The sequence below is a fragment of the Xanthomonas hortorum genome, assembly GCF_011305375.1.
GTDB classification, from domain to species: domain Bacteria; phylum Pseudomonadota; class Gammaproteobacteria; order Xanthomonadales; family Xanthomonadaceae; genus Xanthomonas; species Xanthomonas hortorum_E.
Genome location: NZ_VCME01000003.1, coordinates 89,611 through 109,365, shown reverse-complemented (window position 1 = coordinate 109,365; position 19,755 = coordinate 89,611). Strand labels below are relative to the sequence as shown.

Sequence of the window (19,755 nt, the reverse complement as noted above, 5' to 3'; positions counted from 1 at the left end):
CACCATTCCCTAATCCCCATTCCCGATTCCCCACCCATGGACAAAGTTTTTATCGAAGGCCTGGAAATCGATGCGCTGATCGGCATCTACGACTGGGAGCGGCGCATCCGCCAGACGCTGCGGTTCGATCTGGAGATGGGGTTCGACAACCGCATTCCGGCCGCCAGCGACGACATTGCCGACACGCTGAACTACAAGGCGGTGAGCAAGCGGCTGATCGAGTTCGTGCAGGCCTCTGACTTCGGGCTGGTGGAAACGCTGGCCGAACGCTGTGCGTCCATCGTGTTGGACGAGTTTGGGGTGCACTGGCTACGGCTGAAGCTGAGCAAGCCGGGGGCGGTGCGCGGGGCGCAGGCGGTGGGGGTGATCATCGAGCGCACGCGCGTTTCTGCTGACGTGTCACCTTCTCTATAGGGTGTATCCGCTCCCTGGCCTTACAGTAGCGCTCGGTCTTGTCGTTGGCTGGGTCGTCTGGAGCTTCCGGGCGCCCACCGATGGCAGGTATTGAACGGTTGCGGTTATGCGTGAGCGACTGCAAGGCAGGTCGTCATTTTGCCGTCCAACGTCTGCCAACGGGGCTGAACATCAGCCTGAACAGGCAGAAGAGTTGCATCCTCGCGGTCGCGTCAGGCTAGAATTGACGGCCATGTAAACGTTTTCTCAAGGATCTCATGGCTGCTGATCGCATCGAAACCCTGATTGCCCGGATGACCGTCGAAGAGAAGGTCGGACAGTTGGGTGTGTTCGCCGACATGGTGCGGCCGTTCGCGCCGGACGTGAATCCCGAAGCCAATGTGCTCAACGCCGACGAGGTGCTGCAGCAGGTCCGGCAGGGCCGGGTCGGCTCGCTGTTCAATGGCGTTGGCGCCGCGCTGGGCGTACAGATCCAGAAAGTGGCGGTGGAAGAAAGCCGTCTGGGCATCCCGGTGATCCTTGCGGCGGACGTGATCCACGGCATGCGCACGGTGTTCCCGATTCCGCTGGGCGAAGCGGCCAGCTTCGAGCCGGAACTGGCCGAGCGCACCGCGCGCGCCACCGCGATCGAAGCGACCGCCGCTGGCCTGCACTGGACCTACGCACCGGCGGTGGACATTGCGCGCGATCAGCGCTGGGGCCGTGGCGCGGAAGGCGCCGGCGAAGACGTGTTGCTGGGCGCGGCGTTTGCCGCCGCCCGCGTGCGCGGTTTCCAGGGTAGCGATCTCAAAGCCGCCGATTCGTTGTTGGCCACGCCCAAGCACTTTGCCGCCTATGGCGCGGTGGCGGCTGGCATGGAATACAACACCGTGGACATCGCGCCGCAAACCTTGCGCGATGTGCATCTGCCGCCATTCAAGGCCGCCTTTAATGCCGGCGCACTGACCGTGATGTCCTCGTTCAACGACATCAACGGCGTGCCGGCCAGCGCCAACCACGAGTTGCTGACCGAGATTCTGCGCGGCGAATGGCAGTTCCCCGGGGTGGTGATTTCCGATTACACCGCCGACATGGAATTGATCGCGCACGGTTACGCCACCGATGAGCGCGATGCGACCAAAAAAGCCTTCCTGGCCGGACTGGATCTGAGCATGCAGAGCGGCTTCTATGCTGCGCATCTGCCGTCGCTGGTGGAAAGCGGTGAGGTGCCGATGGCCACGCTGGATGCCAGCGTGCGCCGCATGTTGCAGCTCAAAGAAGCGATCGGCTTGTTCGACAATCCGTATCGCTCGCTGGATCCGGCACGCGAAGCCGATACCGCGCATCTGCCGGCGCACGATGCGTTGTCGCGCGATGCGGCGCGGCGTTCGATCGTGTTGCTGAAGAACGAAGGCGCAGTGTTGCCGCTGAAGAAAAGCGGACAGCACATCGCGCTGATCGGGCCGTTCGTGCAGGACCGCGAGAATATCGAGGGCTGCTGGACGCTGTTCGGCGACAAGGAACGCTATGTGACCCTGGAGCAGGGCGTGCGTGCGGTGGTCGGTGGTGAGCATCTGACTGTGGTGCCGGGCTGCGGCCTGGAAGAGCCGCTGCCGGGCGGGATTTCCGCCGCCATCGATGCGGCGCAGGCCGCCGATGTGGTGGTGCTGGCGCTGGGCGAGCCGCAGCGGTTCAGTGGCGAGGCGCAGTCGCGCACCGAGATCGTGTTGCCGCCGGCACAGCAGGCGCTGGCCGAAGCCATCGCCGCCACCGGCACGCCGATGGTGGTGTTGTTGCGCAATGGGCGCGCGCTGGCATTGAGCGGTGCGGTACGCGATGCCGATGCGATTGCAGTGACCTGGTATCTGGGCACGCAGACCGGCACCGGCGTGGCCGATGTGTTGTTCGGCGACTACAACCCGTCTGCGCGTCTGCCGATCAGCTTCCCGCAGGTGACCGGGCAGCAGCCGTATTTCTACAACCATCTGCGCACCGGCCGCCCGGAATTGCCGACCCTGTCCGAATACAAGGCGCGCTGGCGCGAGATGCCCAACGAGCCGTTGTATCCGTTCGGCCATGGCTTGAGTTACACCACCTTTGCCTATGCGCCGCCGCAGCTGAGCAGCGCGCAGGTTGGTTGGGATCAGGCGCTGACCATCACCACGCGCGTGACCAATACCGGTAGCGTTGCTGGCGAAGAAGTGGTGCAGCTGTATGTGCACGATCGCGTGGCCAGCCGGGTGCGCCCGGTGCGCGAACTCAAGGGCTTTCGCAAGGTGTTGTTGCAGCCTGGCGAGAGCACGGACGTGGTGTTCACCCTGGCGCGCGAAGCGCTGGCCTTCACCGACCCCAAGGGCGTATTCGGCGCCGAGCCGGGATTGTTCGATGTGTGGGTCTGCGCATCGGCCAAGAGTGGCGAGGCAGTGACCTTCGAGTTGCTGGAAGGCTGAAAGCCTGCCCTCCGAGGAAGCCGGTGCGTTTGGAGCCGCCGCTTTCGGTTGACCGTATGTCTAATGGCTGGTCATCACCAGTTTGCGCTGCTGCAGTTGTCAGCAAGAGCGTTGCGTTTGGCCAAGCCGACGCAATGCAGCGCAAATCGCCACCCAAGCAATTCGCTTGATCGTCACCATCGCCAGCCCTCAACGAGCGCATGGCGATGGTGCGAGTCATCACTCAGTGCTGCTACTTGACGCAGCACGCATTGGTGCAGCGATCCAGGCGATGCACCAACTTACGCATCGTTCTCGACTGCGGCTTTGCTCTTGGGTGTCAGCTTGAGCAGACGCCCGGTGCTGCCACTGGCTTCGTCTTCCAGCAACCACAGTGCGCCATCCGGTCCTTGTTCCACTTCGCGGATACGTGCGCCCATGTCGTAGCGGGCCACTTCGCGCGGCTGATCGCCGAGCGAGACCTGCACCAATGCCATCGACGACAACCCGCCGATGAAGCCGTTGCCGCGCCATGTCGGGAACTGCTTGCCGCTATAGATCACAAAGCCGGCCGGCGAGATCACCGGTGTCCAGCTGATCTTGGGCGCGGCGAATTCCGGGCGGGTGTTGTGGTCGGGAATCGGGGTGCCGTCGTAGTTGTCGCCGTTGGAGACGATCGGGTAACCATAGTTGGCGCCGCGCTGGATCAGATTCAGCTCATCGCCGCCCATTGGGCCCATCTCGTGTTCCCACAAGCGGCCCTTGCTGTCGAACGCGATGCCCAGGATGTTGCGATGGCCCAGCGACCACACTTGCGCGGCGACACCGCCTTGCGCAACGAAGGGATTGTCGGCCGGCACGCTGCCGTCGTCATTGAGCCGGATCAGTTTGCCGAGATTGGCTTTCATGTCCTGCGCGGGGGTGAATTTCTGCCGTTCGCTGGAGCTGATCCACAGTTTGCCGGCCTGATCGAACGCCAGGCGGTGCCCGAAGTGTCCGTTGCCGGTGACCTTGGGGTCCTGACGCCAGATCACCTTGAAGTCCGACAGCGTGCCGCCGCCGGTGGCATCCAGGGTCAGTTTGGCCCGCGCCACGGCGCCGCCGCGTGTATCGCCTTCGCCAGGTTCGGCGTAACTCACATAGACCAGGCCATTGCGGGCAAAGCGCGGGTGCGCAAGCACATCGCCAAAACCGCCCTGGCCGCCGTAGGCCACGGTCGGGATGCCGGTGATGGCGCTTTTGCGCTTGGTCTTGGGATCAAGCCGCATCAGCGAGCCGCGTTTTTCGCTGACCAGCAAACTGCCGTCAGGCAGAAAGGTCATTGCCCAGGGTTCGTCGAAATCGGCAACGGTGGTGGCCTGGAATGGCCACTGCGCCTTGGGAATGGCCGCTGCAGGTGCGGCGGCGGGCGCGGCAAATGCGGCGCCGGTGGTGAACAGCGTGGCCGAGCAGGCCAGTGCAAGCAGACGTCGGACAGACATGTGGTCCTCCAGGGGATAAGGCGCGGTGACGCTGCAGCCCTCCCGCAACGTGTCCCGCGTCGGGTTTTCAAGTACCTTACACGACGCCTTCGAGGCCGCCTTGTCGTAGATCACTTTCTCTGTGAGACGTGTGCGTCCCACCTTCCTGCTCCACCATGAAAAGGAGTTTCCATGGCTGCCACGCAAAAAACATCACCTGCTTTTATCGCTGCATCCTGGGCCGCATTGCTGCTGGGCAGCACTGCCTACCTGATCGGGTTGTGGAATGCGCAGATGATGCTCAACGAAAAAGGCTACTACTTTACGTTGCTGCTGTTTGGCTTGTTCGCATCGGTGTCGTTGCAGAAGAGTGTGCGTGACCGCGCGGACGGTATTCCGGTGACGGGACTGTATTACGCGATCTGCTGGTTCTCGCTGATCATCGCACTGCTGCTATTGGCGATTGGCTTGATCAACGCGACCTTGTTGCTCAGCGAGAAAGGCTTTTATGCAATGGCGTATGCATTGAGTCTGTTCGGTGCGGTTGCGGTGCAGAAGAACACACGCGATGCGATGGATGTCGACAACAGGTTGCCTATTTCGCGTGCGGCGCCGCCGCCACTGGACTGATGCCTGACTCATGCGCTGATACAACAACGCCACCTCGACGGTGGCGTTGTCGTTTTTCAGGGCTTTGACTTGCTATCGCCGGTGACAAAGTCCGTTGCGTTTTCCCAGGCACGCTTGACTGCGTGACGGGCCTTGCTCCAGCTCAAACCTTCGGTGCCGCGATTGGCTTCCCATTCGCGGTGCAATTCGGCTTCTACCTGGTCATAGGCACGCGCGTTTTCACGGATACGTGCTTCATGTCCTGCCAGGTAGGCGCCCTCGTAATCTTCGTAACGGTCACCTTCGGTGTAATACGGCTCTTCGGTAAAGCGCTCGCGCCAATAGTTGGATACGTTCTGGCTGCGGTCTTCGTCCGGCGCACGGCCTGGAATCTGATACGGCACGTTCATGCTCGTCTCCACGGTGAATGTGCCATCTACCGTAGGTGGGCGGGTGTTAAATCCGTTGCCAGGGCAGGTGAGGAGGGCATCAAGGCGTCGGGTCGCAATGAGCGTGGTGAAGCCATCCCCGCGGTCTGGCGATCTGACGTGCTGAAACCAAGGCCTTTGCAATCGGCCGGCTGTCGCCCATCTCCGACCGCATTCAAGTCGCCGCCGATGCGGCCTCGTAGGGCAATGGTGTTGCACCCGCAGCCACCAGGCTGGTTTCGGCATGCAGCAGCGACGGCTCGTCGGCATCGATGATCACCAGGACGCGCCCGGCCTGAATTTCCTCTTCGAACTGGCGACGAATCGGATCGGGTACGGTGGCCCCGATCAGTGCAGACGACCAGGTGCCGACCAGCGCGCCTGCCAGCGCCATGACGCCGGCCCCGGCAATGGTGAGGCCGATGGGAGGCACTGCGATGGCAACCAGACCGGCGACCAAGCCTGCGGCACCGCCCGTTGCGGCGCCACGCGCGGCAGCGGGAAGAAAATCGGTCTTGGCATTCTTGCGCTCGTCAGGCACGTCTTCCAGCTCGATATCCGAACGGGCAATCAGCGACAGCGCGTCGTTGTCGATGCCTGCGCTGCGAGCGGCCTGCATGACGCGTTGCGCACTAGCGATATCGGGTGTGCTGTAGACACGGCGCAGTTTCATCGCAAACTCCCATGCAGGTGAGAGCTGCAGCGTTGGGCGCGTGGGGTTAGGTGTGCGTGAGCCCTGCGCGAGTGTGTTGCGAAACCCTTAGACCTGCTTGCGTGGGAACAGATAAAACGCCCAGCCCACCAGCAAGGCGATGCCGGCGGCGGCCAGATTCTGCCAGCTGGCACTGGCCAGCAGGCCAAGCGACAACAGCAGCGCGGCGATGGGAATGGCTGGCCCACCCGGTAGACGCAAGGTGTCGGTACGTTGCCGGTAACGACGCGCCAGCACGATGACCGCTGCAGCCGTGCCGATATACGCAAACAGCCGCGTGACCATCGACAACAGCGCCAGCTGCGTGAACGACCCGGACAACGCCAATCCAAGCGACAACACGCCTTGGGTGATCACTGCCGCTGCAGGGGTGTGGAAGCGCGGATGCACGCGCGCCAGAAATGCCGGGCCATACCCATCTTGTGCGAGCGCGAACAAAAAGCGTGGCCCGAGCATCACCGTGTTGCTGGTGGTACCTAGGATGGAAATGGTGGCGCCAACGGTGAGTATCAGCGCCAGCGCCTCGCCACCGAAGCGGCTTGCGGCATCGGCCAACGGTGTAGGCGAGGCGGCAAGATTGGGCAGCGTGCCTTGTGCGACGACTTGTACTGCTGCATAGATCAGTGTCACCACGATAATCATGGTGATCAAGGCGAACGGCACATCGCGGCGTGGGTTGCGGTATTCGCCAGCGGCCGCCGGAATATTTTCGAATCCCGCATAGGCGAACAGCAACAACAAGGCGGCTTCGCCTAGATTGCCCAGGTCGCGCAAGTCCGGCGTGGTGCCGGCGAAGGCCCACGACCAATCCACATAAAACAGGCCGATTGCCACGAATAACAGCAGCGGCACCAGCTTGCCGATCACCAGGGCGATGCCGGTGCGCGCGGCCGATTTCACTCCGATTACATTGATGGCGGTGAGCAATCCCAATGAGCCGACGACCACCAGCAGACGTGCCCACTGCTCGGTGGCGACGGTCGGCCAGAATCGCGCGACCGCGTCGGCCAGGCCGTTGCTCAATGCGGCTGCCGAACTGATGCGGGTGAGCCAGATCATCCAGCCGATCTGAAAACCAACAAAGGGGCCGAACGCCTCGCGCGTGTACAGATAACTACCGCCAGGCGTATCGAAATAACTCGCCGCCTGCGCATAGCACAACACCAGCAAGGCCACCGCCAGGCCGGCCAGCATCACCGCCCACAGGCTCATTGGCCCCAGCAGTGCGGCGGTGGCCGCCGGCAGCAGATAGATGCCGCTGCCGATCACATCGTTGATCGACAATCCGACGATCTGCCAACGGCTAACGACGCGCACCAGCCCAGTGGAATCGGGAGCAGGAACCGGTGTGTTCATCGTGCGGCGTCCTTCAACTTGGGCAGCTGCCACTGTGCTTGCAAGCGTGCGTATTCGGCACGCGGCAACAGCACGAACAGCGGTTTGTCGTCGGGCTTCAACCAGGCCAGCAGGCGTTGCATATCGGCTGGTGCCATGGCGGTGCAGCCGGCGGTGAACTGGCCCGGCGTGCGCCATAGGTGGGCGAAGATGCAGCTGCCATGACCGGGGATCGCGTTGGGATTGTGCGCGATCACAAAGCCTTCGCTGTAACGTGCATCGCCGGGATGTTGCAGGTCCAGCCGCATCGGTTCGGTCGAGCCGGCCACTGCGGCCTCACCAACCTGCGCGGCATCGACGATACGGTTGTACAGCGGTGAACTTGGTACATCCATGCAGTAGTTGGTGGCGGTCATCGCCTGGTACGGCATCGTGCTGTCGATACTCGGCGCATAACCGAAGGCAGGGCCGATGGCGAAGACACCGGCCGGGCTGCGGCCGTCGCCCTCGCGCTTCTGGAGGCCTTGCGTCTGTGCAGGATGCAGGCCATCGCCCCAGGCGCTGCCATGGCGGCCCAGCGCCACCGCAAATCCTGGTGCGGCCGGTTGCCAGTGGCCATCCACACGGGTGAATGTCTGCAGACGCGCCTGCGTGCTGTTCCAATCCGGTGTGGTCACCACGATCAATGCGCGCGATCGATTCAGCGCATCGATTGGACCGGCAGCGATGGCAAGGCTGCTGCAGCTTGTCAGCGCCAACAACGCGATGGATCGAAACACGGTGGCAAGGCGCATGCAGGCTCCGGAGGAATGGGTCTGGCAGGGGTGAGCTGCGTTGAGTCGATGGGTCGTTGGCGGCGACAGTGCGGTGCCTCGGCACTGCATCACGGACCAACACCTTATCGCTACTTTACTCAGCAATGCAGCTGTGTGGCGCATGCGCGCGTGGCGGGGCTTGGAGCGGCTGACAAGATTACTTCGCCACTATCAAGAGGCTCTGCCGTCGCTCGGTGGGCATCTGCCACTCGTACATGCTGGTTCTAGGTGGGCCGTCGCTACCCGGTAGCCCATGGCTTGCGACGTTTTGTCAGCCACTTTTGTTCAGGCTGTGACATCTCGCTTGTTATGGGAGCCTTGGGTTCTATGAAGGAATTGGCTGCAGAGCGGCTGATCTGCGGGTTGGCTGCAGGGTCCTTGCCCACCCACCATCGCGGGACACGCTGCAAGTACGTCCTTGTAAGCTCTTACGCGGCATCCATGCCGCGTAAGGTCCCGCGACGGTGGGCGGGCAAGGACCAGTGGAGATGGTCGGTGTGCATGTTTTCAAGCCACCGACTAACTCTCTGGTGCGGTGTCCTCACCGCTTGCGGGACCGTGTGGCGGCATGGATGCCGCCACCGAGCCTCCAGGGATGGATTCACGGCGTGTCCCGCGGGCGGTGAGGGCACCGCGCCCTCGACCAGAAATATCCAACGGCGCTTTAATCCGACAACAGCTCCAGTCCGCGAATGCGTCGGATGCCCAGACCCGGCGAGTCGTCGATATGGAGTTGCGCTTCGTCGAAGTGCACTCCGCCCTCGGTGGGATCGAACTGCCCGAGTGCGGGCGCATCCAGATCCGCCAGGGTGATGCTGTCGGCCTTGGCCACGGCCAGATGTACCGCCGCCGCCACGCTGATGCTGGATTCGATCATGCAACCGATCATGCACGGCACCCCATATAACGCCGCGATATCGGCGATGCGGATTGCGTTGGAGAGCCCGCCGGTCTTCATCAGTTTGATGTTGACGATGTCGGCGGCGCGGCGCTGGATGAGCTCGATCGCCTGGATCGGCGAGAACACGCTTTCGTCGGCCATCACCGGCGTGTCGATGTGCGCGGTGACGAAGGCCAGGCCGTCGATGTCGGCCGCCTTGACCGGCTGCTCCACCAATTCCATCACGATGTCGGCGTCTTCCAGCGTGCGCATCGTGCGCACCGCCTGTTTGGGCGTCCAACCCTGGTTGGCATCCAGGCGCAGCGATGCGCGGCCAGCGACCGCCGCATGGATCGCCTTGATGCGTTCGACATCCGAATCGCTGTCTTTGCCGACCTTGATCTTCAGCGACCCATAGCCGCGTGCGAGCGCGGACAACGCCTCGGCCACCATTGTGTCGATGGTATCGACGCTGATAGTGATGTCGGTGGTGATGCGCGGCATGCCGCCACCGAGCGCCTGATATAGCGGGGTACCCAATGCCTGCGCCCACAGATCGTAGAGCGCGATTTCCACTGCAGCCTTGGCGTTGCTATTGCGCTCCAGCGCGTGTTGCACCAGCGCGCATAGCCGGTTGAGATCGGCCACGTCCTGGCCGATCAACTTCGGGGCGATGCATTGTTGGATCGCGGCGATGATGGAGCCATGCGTATCGCCGGTGATCGGTGCGGTGGCCGGCGCTGCGCCATAGCCGATATGGCCGCTGTCGGTCTGCAACAGCACCACCACATCCTCGATCGCCTGCACGGTGCGCACCGCGGTCTTGAACGGAGTTTTCAACGGCACGCGCAGCATGCCGAGGCGGAAGCCGGTGATCTTCATGGGGAGCCAATCGGTGCGATGCGTTGGATGCGGGTGATGTGATCGACAAACGGCGTGCCGTCGCTGGCGAGCAGTGGCAGCAGCGGGGTGACCGATACGCCGTTCAAGCGCGCGCGCTGCACGCTGCCATCGGCCGCGCGATAGTTGGCGCCGGCCACATCGTGGATGACCCACGGCGCACCATGTTCATGCCCGATCACCAGCATCACGTGGCCCGGAATATAGAGCAGGTCGCCGACCTGCAGTTGTGCGAGTTGTTGCAGGCGTTGCGGCAATGGCGCGCGCACATCGAACGGCACGTTACGTAACGCCGGACTGCGCGCCTGATCGCCGGTATTGCGCGGCAAGGCGATGCCGAGGCTGCGATAGACGTCCAACACGAAGCCGCTGCAATCGCGGGCGTCGTAATCGTTGCCCCAGCCATAGCGTTCGCCAAGGAATTTGAATGCTTGACGCAATAGCCCTGCATGCGTGGCCGGCAACGGACCAGTGCGTATGTCGGCACCGCGCGGGATCAGTGCCGGCACCAGCTGCAAGCGGCCTTCTTGGTTGCGCAGTGGCAGTTGCACGACATAGGCAGCGAGCGGCAACTGCCCGTTGACCGGCTGTTGCTGTGGCCAATCAGTGAGCAGCGGCACGCTGGTGCCCATGTCCAGCGTCAGCGCTGAGATCGCAGGTAATTCGGGTGTGTAAGCGCTTTGCACGCGTGCGCCGGTGACCATCACGCGTGGGCTGCGTTGTGCGTAGCCCAGCACTTCGGCGCGTGTACCGATGGCGAGACGATCACTGGCGATCCATGCGGCGTAGTTGGCGGCCAGCACGAATTGCCATGCGCCATCGGCACTGGTGTGCAACACCGCCGCCGGCGTGCCGGGGTAGAGCGCCGACTCCTGGAAGCGGTCGATATCGTGGTCGTCAGTGGTGGTGAACACACGTTGCGTAGTTGGGAAGGTGCGTAGCGCGGTGCGCCGCACCACCAGCGCGAAGCGTGGCGTTACCTGGGTGGGGAGTGCATCCAATGCCAGTGCGTGGCGCAACGCGGCCAAGCGTGTTGCGTCGATGGGCATTCCGTCCGCGCCGTATAACGCACGCGTTGGCGTGGCCGACAGCTTCTCGATGCGTGCGCGTACATCGTCAGCAGGGAGAGCTTCGGGCAACTGTGACAGATCGTGCATGGAGACATCGTCACGCAGCAAGCGCGCATTGAAGCTGGCGATCTGTGCGGAAGTCATGCGCAGCGTTTGTGCGGTGCGACTGCGCTGGATCCAGTAATCGGCTGTCAGCTGCGCATCGCTGACCGCAAATGGTGCCGTTTGCTGCAAAGGAACGGCATGCGTTGCCGGAGCCGCACTGCAGGGCAGGCCGGTGACCAGCAGCAAAAACGTCAGCAGGCGGCGCGACAATGGCATGAAGAAGGCTCTTGATGGATGTAGCGACTGACAAGGTGCTGCGCGAGAGACTAATGCTGCAAGCGCATTCTGCACCTGCAACGAGCGCAATGGATTGCAGTGTACGCGTGGCGCATGCCGCGGTGCCTACCGCGCTTGTCGCGTCGTGCAGGGGCGCCGACTTGGTGGCGTGCTGTTACTGGCTGTACTCGTGTCGCCAAGCCTGCCAATGCCGATGACCGACTGCGGAGCGCACGGTTGGCGACCTCGCCACGACCAGACCGGATGCAGCGCCCGGCAACGCGGGCATCGCCATCACATGGGTGGCATCTGGGTGTTCTCGATACTGAGCGTCATCAACTGCGTAGTCATCGCCAAAGAGGGTAGGCGCGTGTTGGGGCTGGTCGCCCGCTTGCAGAGCCGCTCGCGGCCGCTGCAACTTCATGACGCTCGGCAGATAATGGTGCACCTTGTGCGATGTCCATCCAGGCAGGCACGGCGCATGTCTTTTTCGTTTCGCCAGTCACCCGGAGAGTCCGATGTCGCCAACTACTACCCTGTCGCCATCGCTCTGGCTACGCGCCGCGTGTTGCCTGATCGTGCTGTCATTGGGTGCTTGCGCGCATGCGCCGCAGCGCAATCCGCTGGCCCAGTGGGTGCCGTCGCCCAATTACGACACGCGTCGGCCGATCCTGATCGTGCTGCACTTCACCGACCAGCACTCGGTGCAGCAAAGTCTGAGTACGCTGCGCGGGCGTAACAGCGGTGGCCGGGTCAGTGCGCATTATCTGATCGGCGACGATGGGCAGCGTTATCAGTTGGTCAGCGACGACCAGCGCGCCTGGCACGGCGGGGCCGGGCGCTGGGGCACCATTACCGACATCAATTCCGCTTCGATCGGCATCGAGCTGGACAACGACGGCAGTGAGCCGTTCGCGTCCGCGCAGATCGACAGTCTGCTGGTCTTGCTGGACGACCTGTGCACGCGCTTGCGCATCCCGCGCACGCAGATCGTCGGCCATGAAGACGTCGCGCCGACGCGCAAGAACGACCCCGGTCCCCTGTTTCCCTGGAAACGCCTGGCCGACGCCGGATTCGGCCGCTGGCCCGTAGCCGATGCCCCGGCTGCGCCGGCCGGTTTCGACCCGTGGCAAGCGCTCGCCTTGCTCGGCTACAGCGTCGAGGATCCCGCCGCGACGCTGCGCGCCTTTCACCACCACTATCGCGGCAACGATGCACGCACATTGGATGCTGAGGACCTGCGAATTTTGCATGCGTTGACCGGACCACTGCGGCCACCAAGCCTGCCTGGCGCTGCCGAGCCGCTTGAGGGCGATGGGCCGTAAGCGGATCCTGGTCGAAGTGGCCAAGCCATCTCTTCGGCAATTGGGTAAAGATGGGCGAATGGCGCGCGTCGTTTGCGGCTTGCACAGGAGTAAGGCCATGCAGAAAACCAAACTGTTACAAACTCAGCGCCGTGACTGGCCGCAGGCGATCTGGCGAACGTTGCTGATGATGGTCGCGCTACCGTTCGCCGTAAACGCAGCCGAGGTGCGCGTTTCGCCAGCGCAGACACCCGCACAAGCCGGCCTGATCGATGTGCGCAGCCTTGCGCCGGAGATCGCGGTGGACATGCGCTATGCGGGCAGCAACAACTTCACCGGGCGTGTGGTGCCGGGGTATGCGGCGCCGACCTGCTATCTGCTGCGTCCGGCGGCGGAGGCGTTGGCGCGGGTGGCGCGTACGCTCAAGGCGCAGGGATATCGGCTGCAGGTGTTCGATTGCTATCGACCGGTGCGGGCGGTGCAGGCGTTCGTGGCCTGGGCCGCGGATCTGCAGGAGCAGGCGAGCAAGGCGCAGTACTACCCGCGCGTGGACAAGCGCGCGCTGCTGGGCGATTACATCGCCGAGACCTCCGGCCATAGCCGCGGTGCGACGCTGGATCTGGGCTTGCTGGATTGCCGATCAGGCCAGTGTCTTGCGGTCGATATGGGCACCGATTTCGATTTCTTCGATGCGCGTGCGCACACCGATACACCCGATATCGGCGCCGCGCAGCGGGCGAACCGTCAGCGCTTGCTGCGTGCGATGGCGGCGCAGGGCTTTGCCAACTATCCGATGGAGTGGTGGCACTTCACTCTGCGTCCCGAGCCCACGCCCGACACTGCGTACGACGTTCCGGTCAACTGATCGGGCACGAAGCCGCTGCGCTGTCGCCGGTGGTCGTGGGCGCTCGGCATCGGTCAACGCCGCTCGTACACTGCGCGTGTTGCCCGCCATCCGCGCGCTGCGCATGGCCTGATTGCCGCGTAGCGTGTATTGCCACTTCAAGGAACTGTCATGTCCGACCCGGAACGTTTTGTCGATATCGCCTGCCCGTATTGCGGGGAGTGGATCACGCTGACGCTGGACCTGACAGGCGGCGACCAGCATTACATCGAAGATTGCCAGGTCTGCTGCAAGCCGATCTCGGTGAGCGTGCAGTGGGACGAAGAGGGCGAGGCGCAGGTGAGCGCGCGCGGGCAAGACGATGCATGAGCGTGGCTTGTCGCACGATCGAGCAATCGGTTTGCCCAGCCAATCCCCATTCGCGTGACCGTTCGTTCCTGCGGGTTTGGCAGGGGTCGGTCGCCCGCAGCCGCTAGACTGATGCGCCTGTTGCCCGGATCGTTACGATGAATTTGTCTCTGCACTTCGGCCTGCTCGGTTCGCTGGAGGCTGGTTTGATCGCGTTGGTGCTGGGAGTGCTGGTGTTTGCGGCAGTGGAGTACAGCGGGCGGCGCCTGCAGTTCACCCATGGGCACACGCTGGGGATCGCCTGCCTGCTCGCGGTTGCGATCGGTGCCGGTTACGACATCTGGAATCTCGTCTACACCAGCATCGTGCGGCTGGAGTCGCCGTTGTATGCGCGCATCGCGTTGGCCAGGATCCACGATCCCAACGAGCTGGGATCGCGTGTGGTGCTGGAAGTGTTCGGCGCGATTGCCGGCGTGGTACTCGGTTGGAAACTGTTCAGTTCCGGAAGCTGGGACGACGCGCCGCCGAATGCCTGACATCGCCCGAAAAAATGTGCGGGAGTTCGCATATTTTCATGCATTGAATGAGCCACTTCTGTTTGGCTCATCGAGCCCTAACAGATGGCTAGTCGCAAATATCCGCGCTGTGGTTAAAAGGATGTTTTGCGCAAATTTAGGGTGGGTTTTGCATTCATTCGCGCCAGGTAGGGTGATGCCATGCGCGGCGATACCGTGCATTCCCAAGCCAAGGAGACCACCCAAATGAAGAATCGCAACCGCATCTCGCTGCTCGCTGCCACCGCCGCCCTTGCTGCCGCTCTGGCGCTACCGGCCATGGCGCAGAGTACGCAACAGGATGCCGCCGCGACGTCGGCCCAGTCGGGAAGTTCTGCCACCACTGCGGCACAACCTGCGCAGTCCTCCGGCGGTGGTCAGACCTGGGCGAGTGTCGACACCGACAGCAGCGGCGCCATCAGTACACAGGAGGCTCAGGTCAATGCCGGGCTTGCGCAGATCTTCAACGACGCCGATTCCGACAAGAACGGGCAATTGACCCCGGACGAGTACAAGGCGTTTGTCGTCAAGCAGCAGAGCGGCGCAGCGAGTGGGTCGCAAGGCAATTAAGACAGTAGGTTGCAACGTAAGTGAGTTTGTTTGCTGACATTTTTCAAAGTATCAGGAGGCAGCTTTCGCAGTAGCACGTGTTTGATCGGCAGTTGTCGTTTGATCCGTGGCATCGCTTCTGGATGCCCGGTATGAGCAAGTAACAGGATGGACATGCGGGAGCGATCTGCCAGGGTCGCTCCCGTTTTCTTTACGTCTGCCTCGCTACGGTGGTGTGGCCTTCTGCCCGGTCTTCTTTCATGTTTCAGTTGCGCATCGTCTTGTTGGTCGGCTTGTCGAGTCCATTGCTGGCGCTCGCCGCGCCACCGGAGCTGCCCACCGTGGCGCCATTGCCGTCGCCGACGGCATCCAATACCGCTGCACCGGCGATGTCGCCCTTGCCAATCGATCCACCAACGCCCGCCAGCACGCCATTGCTGCCTGCCGATGTGCCTAGGTCATCCACTGCCAAAGGCGGCGCAGAGGCGTCGCTCGCACCGCAAGCCGGCACGCTGGTGCCACGCAGCTTTCGCAGCCTGGACAGCGATGCCGATGGGTCGCTGACGATGGCCGAAGCCGGTGCGGACCCGGTCCTGCGCGAGAATTTCGCCGGCTTCGACAGCAATGGCGATGGGCGTTTGTCGCGCGACGAATTCGTCAGCTACCAGCCTGGCCCGGGCGATGCCGCAGGCGACTGAGCATGGCAACGCTCCAGTGCGCTGCTAGACTTGTGCGATGACCTCTTTTGCACAGCGCGACGGCCAGGCGATCCAACTGGTCGGCTTCGATGGCGACGATACCCTCTGGAAGAGCGAGGACTATTACCGCAGCGCCGAAGCGGATTTCGAAGCGATTTTGGCCGATTACCTCGACCTGGGCGACAGCCGCATGCAGCAGCATCTGCTGGCGGTGGAGCGGCGCAATCTCAAGGTGTTCGGTTACGGCGCCAAGGGCATGACGTTGTCGATGATCGAAACCGCGATCGAGCTGACGCAGGCGCGCATTGCCGCGCGCGACATCCAGCGCATCGTCGAGATCGGCCGCGCCACGCTGCAGCACCCGGTGGAGGTGATTGCCGGCGTACGCGAGGCAGTCAGCGCGATTGCGGCCGACTATGCGGTGGTGCTGATCACCAAGGGCGATCTGTTCCATCAGGAGCAGAAGATCGAACAATCCGGTCTGGCCGATCTGTTTCCGCGCGTCGAAGTGGTCTCCGAAAAAGACCCCAAGACCTATGCGCGTGTGCTGGGCGAGTTCGACCTGCCGGCGCAGCGCTTTGTGATGATCGGCAATTCGTTGCGTTCGGATGTGGAGCCGGTGCTGGCCATCGGTGGCTGGGGCATCTACACCCCGTACGCGGTGACCTGGGCGCACGAGCAGGAGCACGGCGTGGCCGCCGACGAGCCACGGATGCACGAAGTGCCCGATGCGGCCGGCTGGCCTGCGGCGGTGCAGGCGCTGGATGCACTGGCCCGGCAGCACGCGCTAAGCTAAAAGCGGCGAACAAGATCACTGCGGATGCAACAGGAGGGCACGCTGAGGTGCCCCAGTAACAGGACGTTTCCGGCCGGGCGCACGCATGGCCGACCTTGGGGGATCACCAATGCACATGTTGTCGTTTACCTATCGCGCCAGCCTGGCCGTGTTGTTGGGTCTGCTGGTGGGCACGCTGCCGCTGGCGGCTGCCGAGCTCGAAGAAGAAGTCATCAACCCCAGCGAAGTGATCTTTCGCGACGGCCAGCCTTACTACGACGATGGCGGCGACTATGTCCGCCTGCGCACGCGTCGTGAGGGTGGGGAGTTGGTGTATTTCCGCACGGTGCGCTTCGACCGTGAGCAAGGCTATGTGGATGCCCACGGCCAGAGTATCGCGACCCTGCAGACCCGGCCGAATGGGCGCGATGGCAATGCTGCATTCGCGGCCGACCGGTATTCGGACGATCGCTACGATCGCTACGTCGGCGATGGCAGCGGGTATCAGGGATATGGCGCCGGACTGCGGCTGGGTGCATCGCGTAACCGTCCCTACGGGCAGATCTACTACGGTAACGGGCTATACGGCCCGGACCCCTACAGCAGCCCGCATAACCGCGATGCGCGGCAGCGTTACATCGGTCCGGGCTACGTTGGGTCTTGCGACCTGACCGGTTGCCGCGAAGTGCATCACATCGGGTTTTACGAGCTGCGCTGAGCGCGGCTCATTCCTGCTGCGGCCATCGCCAGACATGCAGTGCCGATGCTCGGTAAGGTCTGCACCACGCGTCTACTCCGATCCTGGTTGCACCATGCTCCTTGCCTGACGGCTGCTCGCCACGTGTGAAGTGGCGCTGGCGCTACGATCGGCCTGACACCGGCGCGGGCATGCGGCATCATCGGCACATGCGTTTACTGCCCACTGCCCTGTTGCGATCTCTGCCATTGCTGATGGCGTTGCTGTTGCCGATGTTGGCGGCAGCGCAGACCTCGCCTGCTGCAACGCCAGCGTCCGGTGCTGCGGCAGAGCCGGCGCCGGCGGTGATCCCCGGCACTGGCGATGCGTGGGTGGACCAGCATCTGGCCGACATGGGCAGCTACGCGCAGCGCTATCCGGACAGCTTTATCGCCGAAGTGGCGCGCTACACCGGCACCCCCCGCGGTTACGTGCAGGCATTGCTGCAGGTGCATGGCTGGCATGCGGGCGATATCTATTTCGCCTGTTTCTGGGCGCAGACGCTGCAGTTTTCCTGTCGCGACGCGGTGCGTGCGTACAGCCGCGATCATCACGATGGCTGGCAAGGCGTGGTCACGCGGCTGTCGGCCAGCCCGGACAGCGCGCACATGCGTGCGCTGCGGCATGCCATCGTCGCCAGCTACGACCGCTGGGAGCGGCCGATCACGCTGGATACGCTGCTGCGTCGACAACTTGGCGACCATACGCAACGGCTGGAGGCCGCGCGCCAGGCCAGCGAAGCGGACGAGGCCGCGGCGCAGGCCGGGCTTTAGAGCGTGTGATGCCGCGCGACTGTCTGCACGCCAACGCGCTCGCCCGCATGCTGCCGTGCAGCTGGTCCCCGCAGGGCGCGGTCGGCGAGAATGCGGTAACGCTGGCGTTGGCCGGCTCCGCCAAGACCAGCCCATGCGCGATACCGTGTTTGTCTCTCCCGATCACATCCGCAGCCTGTTCGCCCAGGCGATGTCGGACATGTATCGCGCCGAGGTGCCGTTGTACGGCGACCTGATGACGCTGGTGGCGCAGGTCAACGCCGACACCCTGAGCGCCGATCCCGCCCTGGCGGCGCGCCTGCAGCGCAACGACGAGCGGGCGCGGCTGGATCTGGAACGCCACGGTGCGATCCGGGTCGGCACGGCGCAGGAACTGGCCACCTTGCGCCGGCTGTTCGCGGTGATGGGCATGCATCCGGTGGGGTATTACGATCTGTCGGTGGCCGGGGTGCCGGTGCATTCCACCGCGTTCCGCCCGATCGACGATGCAGCGCTGTCGGCCAATCCGTTCCGTGTGTTCACCTCGTTGCTGCGGCTGGAGTTGATCGAAGATGCCGCGCTGCGTGCGCAGGCCGAGCAGATCCTGCAGCAGCGGCAGATCTTCACCGCCGGCGTGTTGGAGTTGATCGAACAGCATGAGCGTCACGGCGGGCTGGAGGCGGCGCAGGCGCAGGAATTCGTGGCGCAAGCGCTGGAAACCTTCCGCTGGCATGGCGATGCCACCGTGTCGCTGCCGACCTACCGCGCGCTGAGCGAGGCGCACAAGTTGATTGCCGATGTGGTGAGCTTCCACGGCCCGCATATCAATCACCTGACGCCGCGCACGCTGGATATCGATGCGGCGCAGGCGCAGATGCAGCGCGCCGGTATTGATGCCAAGGCGGTGATCGAAGGCCCGCCACAGCGGCGTATTCCGATCCTGCTGCGGCAGACCAGCTTCAAGGCCCTGGAAGAGCCGGTGCGCTTTGTCGGCGACAGCGGGCTGGCCGAACATGGCACGCACACCGCGCGCTTTGGCGAGATCGAGCAGCGCGGGCTTGCGCTCACGCCCAAGGGCCGCGCGCTGTACGACGCGTTGCTGGCGCAGGCACGCGACAGCGATGGCGCCGGCAGCACCGGCGCCGATTACGCCACGCGCCTGCAGACCGCGTTTGTGGCGTTTCCCGATGACGAAGCGCTGTTGCGTCAGGAAGGCCTGGGCTATTTCCGTTATGCGTTCACCGAGGCAGGCCGCGCCGAGCCCGCACAGGTGGCCGCGATGCCGGCAGAAACTGCGATCGCGCTTGGTCTGGTCAGCGCCGATCCGATCATCTATGAAGATTTTCTGCCGGTGAGTGCGGCGGGTATCTTCCAGTCGAATCTTGGCGGCGCCGAACAACACGCCTACGCCGCCCATTCGAGCAAGCGCAGTTTCGAGCAGGCATTGGGCGCGCAGGTGCACGACGAATTTGCGTTGTATGCGCAACTGGAGCGGGAGTCGCTGCAGGCGTTGGTGGTGTAAGGCAGCAACCAGGCGACGGTATCAGGTGGGTGTGTGCGGTAGCGGTGTCCCGCAGTTTCAGGTGCTGCATGCGATATCGCCCAACTGCACGCACTACGAAGGGCGACTGATAAAAATTCTCAACGCTGTCTCGATAGCGGCGGCGTGTTGGCCACACGCCCCTGCTTTGACGAATGAGTTGGTGTTGGATGGAAGTGACATCGATCGGATAGAACTAAGCTGGTCAGACCGCACCTAATCGAACTCCCGCACGGCGTGCACTGCGCGCAACCACGCACACCGACCATCTCCACTGGTCCTTGCCCGCCTACCGTCGCGGGA

Annotated in this window: 20 protein-coding genes; 13 read left to right on the top strand and 7 right to left on the bottom strand. The window is 63.4% G+C overall.

All coding sequences use genetic code 11. The features are described from left to right. Positions 1–36 precede the first annotated feature (36 nt). On the top strand, positions 37–414 hold the full coding sequence (gene folB, locus FFY45_RS02975) for a dihydroneopterin aldolase (RefSeq protein ID WP_176339377.1): 378 nt from the start codon (positions 37–39) through the stop codon (positions 412–414). A 257-nt stretch (positions 415–671) separates the two neighbouring features. Continuing rightward, positions 672–2,843 (top strand): glycoside hydrolase family 3 N-terminal domain-containing protein, encoded by a 2,172-nt coding sequence (locus tag FFY45_RS02970; protein ID WP_176339376.1) that lies wholly within the window; start codon positions 672–674, stop codon positions 2,841–2,843. A 281-nt stretch (positions 2,844–3,124) separates the two neighbouring features. On the opposite strand, the gene FFY45_RS02965 is transcribed toward FFY45_RS02970, so the two are convergent. After that, positions 3,125–4,303, bottom strand: coding sequence for a PQQ-dependent sugar dehydrogenase (locus tag FFY45_RS02965; RefSeq protein WP_168959646.1), 1,179 nt, complete (start codon positions 4,301–4,303; stop codon positions 3,125–3,127). Positions 4,304–4,474: 171 nt separating this feature from the next. Between FFY45_RS02965 and yiaA the strand changes: the two genes are divergently transcribed. Further along, positions 4,475–4,912 carry an inner membrane protein YiaA gene (gene yiaA / locus FFY45_RS02960; protein WP_104551623.1) on the top strand — a complete coding sequence of 146 codons (438 nt, stop codon included), beginning with the start codon at positions 4,475–4,477 and terminating at the stop codon, positions 4,910–4,912. Between the two features lie 56 nt (positions 4,913–4,968). Here yiaA and FFY45_RS02955 read toward each other — a convergent pair whose 3' ends face one another. The 6 genes from FFY45_RS02955 to FFY45_RS02930 form a co-directional block, all read right to left on the bottom strand. Then, a complete protein-coding gene (locus tag FFY45_RS02955) occupies positions 4,969–5,301 on the bottom strand; it encodes a hypothetical protein (RefSeq protein ID WP_104551622.1) in 333 nt (110 codons plus the stop codon). Between the two features lie 193 nt (positions 5,302–5,494). Then, positions 5,495–5,992: a hypothetical protein gene (locus FFY45_RS02950; RefSeq protein ID WP_023905428.1), complete on the bottom strand. Its 498-nt coding sequence runs from the start codon at positions 5,990–5,992 to the stop codon at positions 5,495–5,497. 87 nt (positions 5,993–6,079) lie between these two features. Then, on the bottom strand, positions 6,080–7,387 hold the full coding sequence (locus tag FFY45_RS02945) for an APC family permease (RefSeq protein ID WP_046932425.1): 1,308 nt from the start codon (positions 7,385–7,387) through the stop codon (positions 6,080–6,082). Next, entirely contained in the window at positions 7,384–8,160 is a 777-nt protein-coding gene (locus FFY45_RS02940) for a L,D-transpeptidase family protein (protein ID WP_176339375.1), read from the bottom strand. Before FFY45_RS02940 ends, FFY45_RS02945 begins: the two co-directional genes overlap by 4 nt. A 685-nt stretch (positions 8,161–8,845) precedes the next feature. Next, on the bottom strand, positions 8,846–9,943 hold the full coding sequence (locus FFY45_RS02935) for a dipeptide epimerase (RefSeq protein WP_176339374.1): 1,098 nt from the start codon (positions 9,941–9,943) through the stop codon (positions 8,846–8,848). Continuing rightward, the gene (locus tag FFY45_RS02930) at positions 9,940–11,352 is read right to left on the bottom strand and encodes a C40 family peptidase (protein WP_176339373.1); all 1,413 of its coding nucleotides are present in this window, start codon (positions 11,350–11,352) and stop codon (positions 9,940–9,942) included. The genes FFY45_RS02935 and FFY45_RS02930 overlap by 4 nt, the downstream gene beginning before the upstream one ends. Before the next feature lie 518 nt (positions 11,353–11,870). Between FFY45_RS02930 and FFY45_RS02925 the strand changes: the two genes are divergently transcribed. From FFY45_RS02925 to hglS, 10 genes are all read left to right on the top strand, one after another. Then, positions 11,871–12,677: an N-acetylmuramoyl-L-alanine amidase gene (locus FFY45_RS02925; protein ID WP_176339372.1), complete on the top strand. Its 807-nt coding sequence runs from the start codon at positions 11,871–11,873 to the stop codon at positions 12,675–12,677. A 97-nt stretch (positions 12,678–12,774) separates the two neighbouring features. Beyond that, positions 12,775–13,521, top strand: a complete 747-nt coding sequence (locus FFY45_RS02920; protein WP_176339371.1) for a M15 family metallopeptidase — start codon at positions 12,775–12,777, stop codon at positions 13,519–13,521. Between the two features lie 150 nt (positions 13,522–13,671). Then, on the top strand, positions 13,672–13,869 hold the full coding sequence (locus tag FFY45_RS02915) for a CPXCG motif-containing cysteine-rich protein (RefSeq protein WP_006449379.1): 198 nt from the start codon (positions 13,672–13,674) through the stop codon (positions 13,867–13,869). 137 nt (positions 13,870–14,006) lie between these two features. After that, positions 14,007–14,384, top strand: a complete 378-nt coding sequence (locus FFY45_RS02910; RefSeq protein WP_168959658.1) for a hypothetical protein — start codon at positions 14,007–14,009, stop codon at positions 14,382–14,384. Between the two features lie 225 nt (positions 14,385–14,609). Beyond that, on the top strand, positions 14,610–14,972 hold the full coding sequence (locus FFY45_RS02905) for an EF-hand domain-containing protein (protein ID WP_176339370.1): 363 nt from the start codon (positions 14,610–14,612) through the stop codon (positions 14,970–14,972). Positions 14,973–15,244: 272 nt separating this feature from the next. Then, on the top strand, positions 15,245–15,649 hold the full coding sequence (locus tag FFY45_RS02900; RefSeq protein WP_176339390.1) for an EF-hand domain-containing protein: 405 nt from the start codon (positions 15,245–15,247) through the stop codon (positions 15,647–15,649). A gap of 37 nt (positions 15,650–15,686) precedes the next feature. Beyond that, a complete protein-coding gene (locus FFY45_RS02895; protein ID WP_115039550.1) occupies positions 15,687–16,445 on the top strand; it encodes an HAD family hydrolase in 759 nt (252 codons plus the stop codon). Positions 16,446–16,554: 109 nt separating this feature from the next. After that, positions 16,555–17,142 (top strand): hypothetical protein, encoded by a 588-nt coding sequence (locus FFY45_RS02890; RefSeq protein WP_176339369.1) that lies wholly within the window; start codon positions 16,555–16,557, stop codon positions 17,140–17,142. A gap of 170 nt (positions 17,143–17,312) precedes the next feature. Continuing rightward, positions 17,313–17,933 (top strand): hypothetical protein, encoded by a 621-nt coding sequence (locus FFY45_RS02885; RefSeq protein WP_176339368.1) that lies wholly within the window; start codon positions 17,313–17,315, stop codon positions 17,931–17,933. A 133-nt stretch (positions 17,934–18,066) separates the two neighbouring features. After that, positions 18,067–19,434 carry a 2-oxoadipate dioxygenase/decarboxylase HglS gene (gene hglS, locus FFY45_RS02880; protein ID WP_176339367.1) on the top strand — a complete coding sequence of 456 codons (1,368 nt, stop codon included), beginning with the start codon at positions 18,067–18,069 and terminating at the stop codon, positions 19,432–19,434. Positions 19,435–19,755 lie beyond the last annotated feature (321 nt).